This is a genomic window from uncultured Corynebacterium sp., from assembly GCF_902489365.1.
Taxonomy (GTDB): domain Bacteria; phylum Actinomycetota; class Actinomycetes; order Mycobacteriales; family Mycobacteriaceae; genus Corynebacterium.
In genome coordinates, this window is record NZ_CABTZR010000101.1 from 1 (window position 1) to 6,514 (window position 6,514).

At 59.8% G+C, this 6,514-nt stretch carries 2 protein-coding genes; both read left to right on the plus strand.

What is annotated here, in order from left to right:
* Window positions 1-3,042 (plus strand): DNA-directed RNA polymerase subunit beta' (gene rpoC, locus RDN59_RS10855; protein ID WP_308607851.1); only part of this gene is annotated, 3,042 nt, incomplete at its 5' end.
* A gap of 381 nt (window positions 3,043-3,423) precedes the next feature.
* On the plus strand, window positions 3,424-6,514 hold a 3,091-nt coding region (locus RDN59_RS10860; protein ID WP_308607852.1), incomplete at its 3' end, for a YPDG domain-containing protein.

Below are 6,514 nucleotides of genomic sequence, written 5' to 3' on the forward strand. Positions count from 1 at the left end.
GTGATCCCGCCGGAGCTGCGCCCGATGGTGCAGCTGGACGGCGGCCGCTTCGCCACCTCTGACCTGAACGACCTGTACCGTCGCGTGATCAACCGCAACAACCGCCTCAAGCGCATGATCGATCTCGGCGCGCCCGAGATCATCGTGAACAACGAGAAGCGCATGCTGCAGGAGTCCGTTGACGCGCTCTTCGACAACGGCCGCCGCGGCCGTCCGGTCACCGGCCCGGGTAACCGCCCGCTGAAGTCCCTGTCTGACCTGCTCAAGGGTAAGCAGGGCCGCTTCCGCCAGAACCTGCTGGGTAAGCGCGTGGACTACTCCGGCCGTTCCGTGATTATTGTTGGTCCGCAGCTGAAGCTGCACGAGTGTGGTCTGCCGAAGCTCATGGCTCTGGAGCTGTTCAAGCCCTTCGTCATGAAGCGCCTGGTAGAAAACGACTACGCACAGAACATCAAGTCCGCCAAGCGCATGGTGGAGCGTCAGCGCCCTGAGGTGTGGGACGTTCTCGAAGAGGCCATTTCCGAGCACCCGGTGATGCTGAACCGTGCACCTACCCTGCACCGCCTGGGTATCCAGGCCTTCGAGCCGAAGCTGGTCGAAGGTAAGGCCATCCAACTGCACCCGCTGGCTTGTGAGGCTTTCAACGCTGACTTCGACGGTGACCAGATGGCAGTCCACCTGCCGCTGTCCGCCGAGGCACAGGCTGAGGCACGCGTGCTGATGCTGGCCTCCAACAATATTCTGTCCCCGGCCTCCGGTAAGCCGCTGGCTATGCCGCGCCTGGATATGGTTACCGGCCTGTACTACCTCACCATGGACAAGGGCGAGGACGAGATCGGCGGTGAGGGCCGTTACCAGCCCGCCACCGAGGACCGTCCAGAGCAGGGCGTCTACTCCTCCTACGCGGAGGCCATCATGGCTCGTGACCGTGGCGTTCTGGGCCTGCAGGCTCCGATCAAGGTGCGCATCTCCCACCTGCGTCCGCCGTCAGACATTGAGGCTGAGCAGTTCCCGGATGGTTGGCAGAAGGGCCAGGCTTGGCTCGCTGAGACCACCCTGGGCCGCATCATGTTCAATGATCTGCTGCCGTGGAACTACCCGTACCTCGAGGGCGTCATGGTTCGTAAGGGCGGCGCCGGCAACAAGATGCTGCTGGGTGACGTCATTAACGACCTCGCTGCCAAGTACCCGATGATCACCGTTGCCCAGGTTCTGGACAAGATGAAGGACGCGGGCTTCTACTGGTCCACCCGTTCCGGCGTGACCATCACCATGCACGACGTTCTGGTTCTGCCGAACAAGACCGAGGTCCTCGAGTCTTATGAGAAGGAAGCAGAGCGCATCGAGCGCAAGTACTGGGAGCAGGGTGCCCTGACCGAGCGCGAGCGCTACGACCGCCTGGTGGAGCTGTGGAAGGACGCCACGGACACCGTGGGTAATGCCGTTGAGGACATGTACCCCGACGACAACCCGATTCCGATGATCGTGAAGTCCGGTGCGGCCGGTAACATGCGTCAGATCTGGACCCTGGCCGGTATGAAGGGCATGGTTGTGAACTCCAAGGGTGACTACATCACCCGTCCGATTAAGACCTCGTTCCGCGAGGGCCTGTCGGTTCTGGAGTACTTCAACAACTCGCACGGCTCCCGTAAGGGCCTGGCGGATACCGCTCTGCGTACCGCTGACTCCGGTTACCTCCCCCGTCGTCTGGTGGACGTGGCGCAGGACGTCATCGTCCGCGAGGAAGACTGTGGCACCCGTCAGGGCGTGCGGGTCCCGCTCGGCGTCGAGGTTGCCGAAGGCTCCTACGACCTGCACGAGCTGTGGGAGACCTCCGCATCCGGCCGCGTCGTGGCTAACGACGTCAAGGATGAAAACGGCGAGGTCATCGCTGAGGCAGGCACCGACCTGACCGAGGAGCTCAGCCGCAAGATCGTCGCCGCTGGTGTTCTGGAGATCAAGGTCCGCTCCGTGCTGACCTGCCAGACCCCGGCCGGTGTCTGCGCCAAGTGCTACGGCAAGTCCATGGCTTCCGGCAAGCTGGTTGATATCGGCGAGGCAGTCGGCATCGTGGCCGCACAGTCCATTGGTGAGCCGGGTACCCAGCTGACCATGCGTACCTTCCACCAGGGTGGTGTCGGTGGCGATATTACCGGCGGTCTGCCGCGTGTTCAGGAGCTCTTCGAGGCCCGCAACCCGAAGAACCGCGCTCCCATCGCTTCCGTCGACGGCACCGTGTCCCTGTCCGATGAGGGCAACTTCTGGACTCTGACCATCACCCCGGATGATGGCTCCGACAACGTGGTCTACGAGAAGCTGTCGAAGCGCCAGGGTCTGGCTCAGGTTCGCCGCCCGATGGAGTCCAACCCGGGCGCCATGATCGAGCGCTCCCTGCGCGACGGTGACCACGTCAGCACCGGTGACCGCCTCATGCGTGGTGCCGCTGATCCGCACGACGTCCTGGAGGTCCTCGGCCGCCGTGGCGTGGAGAAGCACCTCATCGACGAGGTTCAGGCCGTCTACCGTGCACAGGGTGTGGCCATCCACGACAAGCACATCGAGATCATCATCCGCCAGATGCTGCGTCGCGGTACGGTCATTGAGGCCGGTTCCACCGAGTTCCTGCCGGGTACCCTGGTTGACCTTTCTGAGGCTAAGCAGGTTAACGCCGCTCAGGTTGCTGAAGGTGGCCAGCCGGCACAGCTGCGCAGTGAGATCATGGGTATTACCAAGGCCTCGCTGGCTACGGAGTCCTGGCTGTCTGCCGCGTCCTTCCAGGAGACCACGCGTGTGCTTACCGACGCCGCCATCAACAAGCGCTCGGATCAGCTCATTGGTCTGAAGGAGAACGTCATCATCGGTAAGCTGATTCCGGCTGGTACGGGTATTTCCCGCTACCGCAACATCAGCGTGAAGCCGACTGAGGCCGCACGCAATGCTGCGTACTCCATCCCGACCTACGGTGATTCCATCTACGGCGACGATGGCTTCGGTGAGTTCACCGGCGCCTCCGTCCCGCTGGAGGAGGACTACACCTTCTAACTGTCACACGGTGTAAGACACGCCGGGACTAGCCGTTTGGACTAGAGCGCGCTGCCCCCGTCACCACCCCTTCTGTAGGGGTGGTGACGGGGGATTTTCTATCTGCCGACAAAATCACAAACATAAACATCCTGTGGACGGCATAAACATTGGAGCGGGCTGTGACCTGCAAATTTATGATTTTCTAATCAACAAAAGCGCTATGACATGCACGAACACCGTTAACCCCGGGCGAGATTTGCACTTGCGGGAAGCTGCGGGGGGGGGGTAGGGTCTCAGCTTGAGTCCAGTCTGCCTTCAGGAACTCTTAAGAGGCTGCGAAGTCCGAGGTGGGGGCGGCTGTTGACCAGTTCTTTAATTGTTCTCAAGAAAGGATTCTTCATGAATATGAAGAGTTTTAACGGTTCTGCTCGTCGCCGCGGCACGACGATTGCAGCCGCCGCGCTTTCCGTCGCTCTTGTAGCTCCGTTCGTCCACCCTGTTGCGGCTCCGGTTGCGTATGCGCAAACCGCAACCGACCCTGCTCCGACGGCGGATCCAGCGAACCAGATCATCGATGCTGATATGATTGCCAGCGGTCGCGTCACCAAGGCCGCCAACCTTACCGATGCTCACGGCGTCGGTTTTGGGTTGATCTCCGGCCACGTGTATCTGACCAGCCCGAATGGCAACCCGGGTGCTGCGTACGATAACGGCAACGTGAAGCTGGACGGCATTACCGTCTACGCCCAATTCCGCGACAAGGACGGCTCCTACTCGCCAATCTTCAGCGCAAAGACCCACACCCTTCCTGACGTGGTCGGCGGTAACGGCGGCCAGGGCACCTTCGCTTTCGGTACGGGCGATAAGGGCATCACCTGGACCGACCATCAGGGCCGCGAGCACTCTTGGTCGGCGCGTACTGATCAGAAGCACCGCATCTGGGTTGAACCGTTCACCAATGACCGCGGCAACCGTGTTGAGATGTTCCGTCAGGCCAACGGTTGGACCCCCGGTTCGTTTAACGGTGTTGTCGAAGGCCCGATGGGCTCCTTCGTCGCAGCTGACGGCAACATGCAGCTGATGGCTGCGTTCCTGCGTGAAGTTCCGCCGAACCACAAGGAAAGCTGGATGGCAGCCAAGGGCGACAAGCTCGTTGAGGACCCTAAAGGTCCAATTAGTGCGCCAGGTGCCCAGCTTAAGGTGTCGAATACTCTTTCCGGTCAGGTGTGGCTTGAAACTGGTGGTGACCCAGACTGGGGCTTCCCGGCAACCGGCCCGAAGCGTGACTCTGTTGCCCAGGACCCAGCTGCTGATGGCTACACCGTATATGCATCGACCCTCACCAAGGACGGTGCTGCAGCAAACGCAGCTTTGCACGAGAAGTTCAAGAACGACCCGGACAAGCTGTCCGAAGAAACCAAGAAGATGCTCGAGGACCACCCCGAGTACATTCTCAAGACCGTTTACGGTAAGACCGACCCGTCGGGCAACTACTCGCTGCGCTTTGGTGACTACACCGACAAGAGCCAGGAGCGCGAGGACTTCCTCAACCCGAACCACGTGTTTGTGTGGGTAGAAAACAAGGACGGCATCGTCCAGAACGGCTACACAGGTTTCCACACCCCGATCTTCCAGCGCTTCAACGCGGGTGGCAACTTCAAGCCGGCAGATGCAGTGCCGGCTGAAAACCAGACCGTCAGTTCGAGGGTTGAAGACCTGAACACCCCGCGTTACGGAAAGCCACTGAACAATATTTACAACGTCCGCCACGCACTCATGCCGTACGCTCCGGTGTCGATCACGGCTGACTACAACGCGACCGACAAGCCGGCCGCTCCGGGCACCACGGTGACTCCGGAGTTCAGTGGCGAGCTATCTGCTCTGCCATCGAAGATTGAATGGCGTGACAAGGACGGCAAGGTCGCTAAGACCTGCGAGCTCGACCAGTCGAAGGCCGCTAAGGACCAGGTTGCCGCGTGCACCTTCGACATCCCAGAGAATGCCGAGAAGGGCGACGTCTACAACGTTGTTGTTGTCTCGGGCAATAACGACGTTGCAGCATGGTCTGTTCTTGTAACCGACAAGGCATCGGACGAGTACGAGCCTGCTTACGAAGAGAAGCTGGTTGTTCCTGGTAAGGAGACCAAGTCCTCCCCGACGTTCACCAAGACTGGCAAGGATGCCGAGGGCAACCCGACCGAGGAAAAGGTTGACACCCCCGAGGGCTCCAAGTTCGTAATCGGTACTAAGGATCCAGAAACCGGTGAGGTTAAGGATTTCGAGGTTCCTGAGGGCTATGAAGTCGAGATCGACGAAAAGACCGGTGAGATCACTGTTACTTACCCGGACAAGTCCAAGCTCGACAAGGACACCGTCGAAGAATTCGATGTTCCTGTCACGGTAACCTACCCTGATGGTTCCAAGGACGATGCTAAGGCCAAGTTCAAGCTGGACACCGATGGTGACGGTAAGCCTGACGCTGAGGACGAGGACGACGATAACGACGGCATCCCGGATGAGGATGACAGCAACCCGAAGACCCCGAACCAGAACACCGAGTTCGAGCCTGGTTATGAGGGTGGTTCTGGTAAGCCGGGTGAGGACGTGACTGTTCCTGCTCCGGAGTTTAAGGACAAGGACGGTAACCCGAGCGAGGCTCCTGAGGGTACGACCTTCGGTCCTGGTGAGAACGCTCCTGATGGTGTGACCATCGACGAGAACACTGGTGAAATCACGGTGACCATCCCTGAGGATGCTACCCCTGGTGACAAGATCACTGTTCCGGTTGAGGTGACTTACCCGGATGGCACGAAGGACAATGTTGACGTCACCGTCACTGTTGAAGAGCCAGATGCTCCGGAGCAGCCTGGTGACAAGGACGCTGACACTTACGAGCCTGGTTATGAGGATGGTTCTGGTAAGCCTGGCGAGGACGTCAAGGTTGAGAAGCCTGAGTTCAAGGACAAGGACGGTAACGAGACGACTCCGCCGGAGGGCACCAAGTTCACCCCGGGTGACAAGGCTCCGGAGGGCGTGAAGGTTGATGAGAACACCGGTGAGATCACCGTTACCATCCCTGAGGATGCGAAGCCTGGTGACGAGATCACTGTTCCGGTTGAGGTGACCTACCCGGATGGCTCGAAGGACAACGTTGAAGTCACTGTCACGGTTGAAGAGCCGGACGCTTCGGGCGAGGATCCGGTGGTTCCGGGTGCTGACGTAAACGTTGATGCTGTTCCGGATACTAAGGTTCAGCGTGGTGAGAAGGTCTCTATCCCGGTTAAGTCCACTGAGGGCTCTGAGGTTTCGGTTACTGGCCTGCCTGAGTTCTTGGAGTACAACCCGAAGACTAAGGCGATCGAGGGCGAGGTGCCTGCTGATGCAGACCTGACGTCCTACGACGTTGAGGTCAAGGCAACCTTGGACGACAAGGAAGCTTCGGATGAGTTCAAGCTCACTGTCACCGAGCGGATGATTGCGGATCCGGACA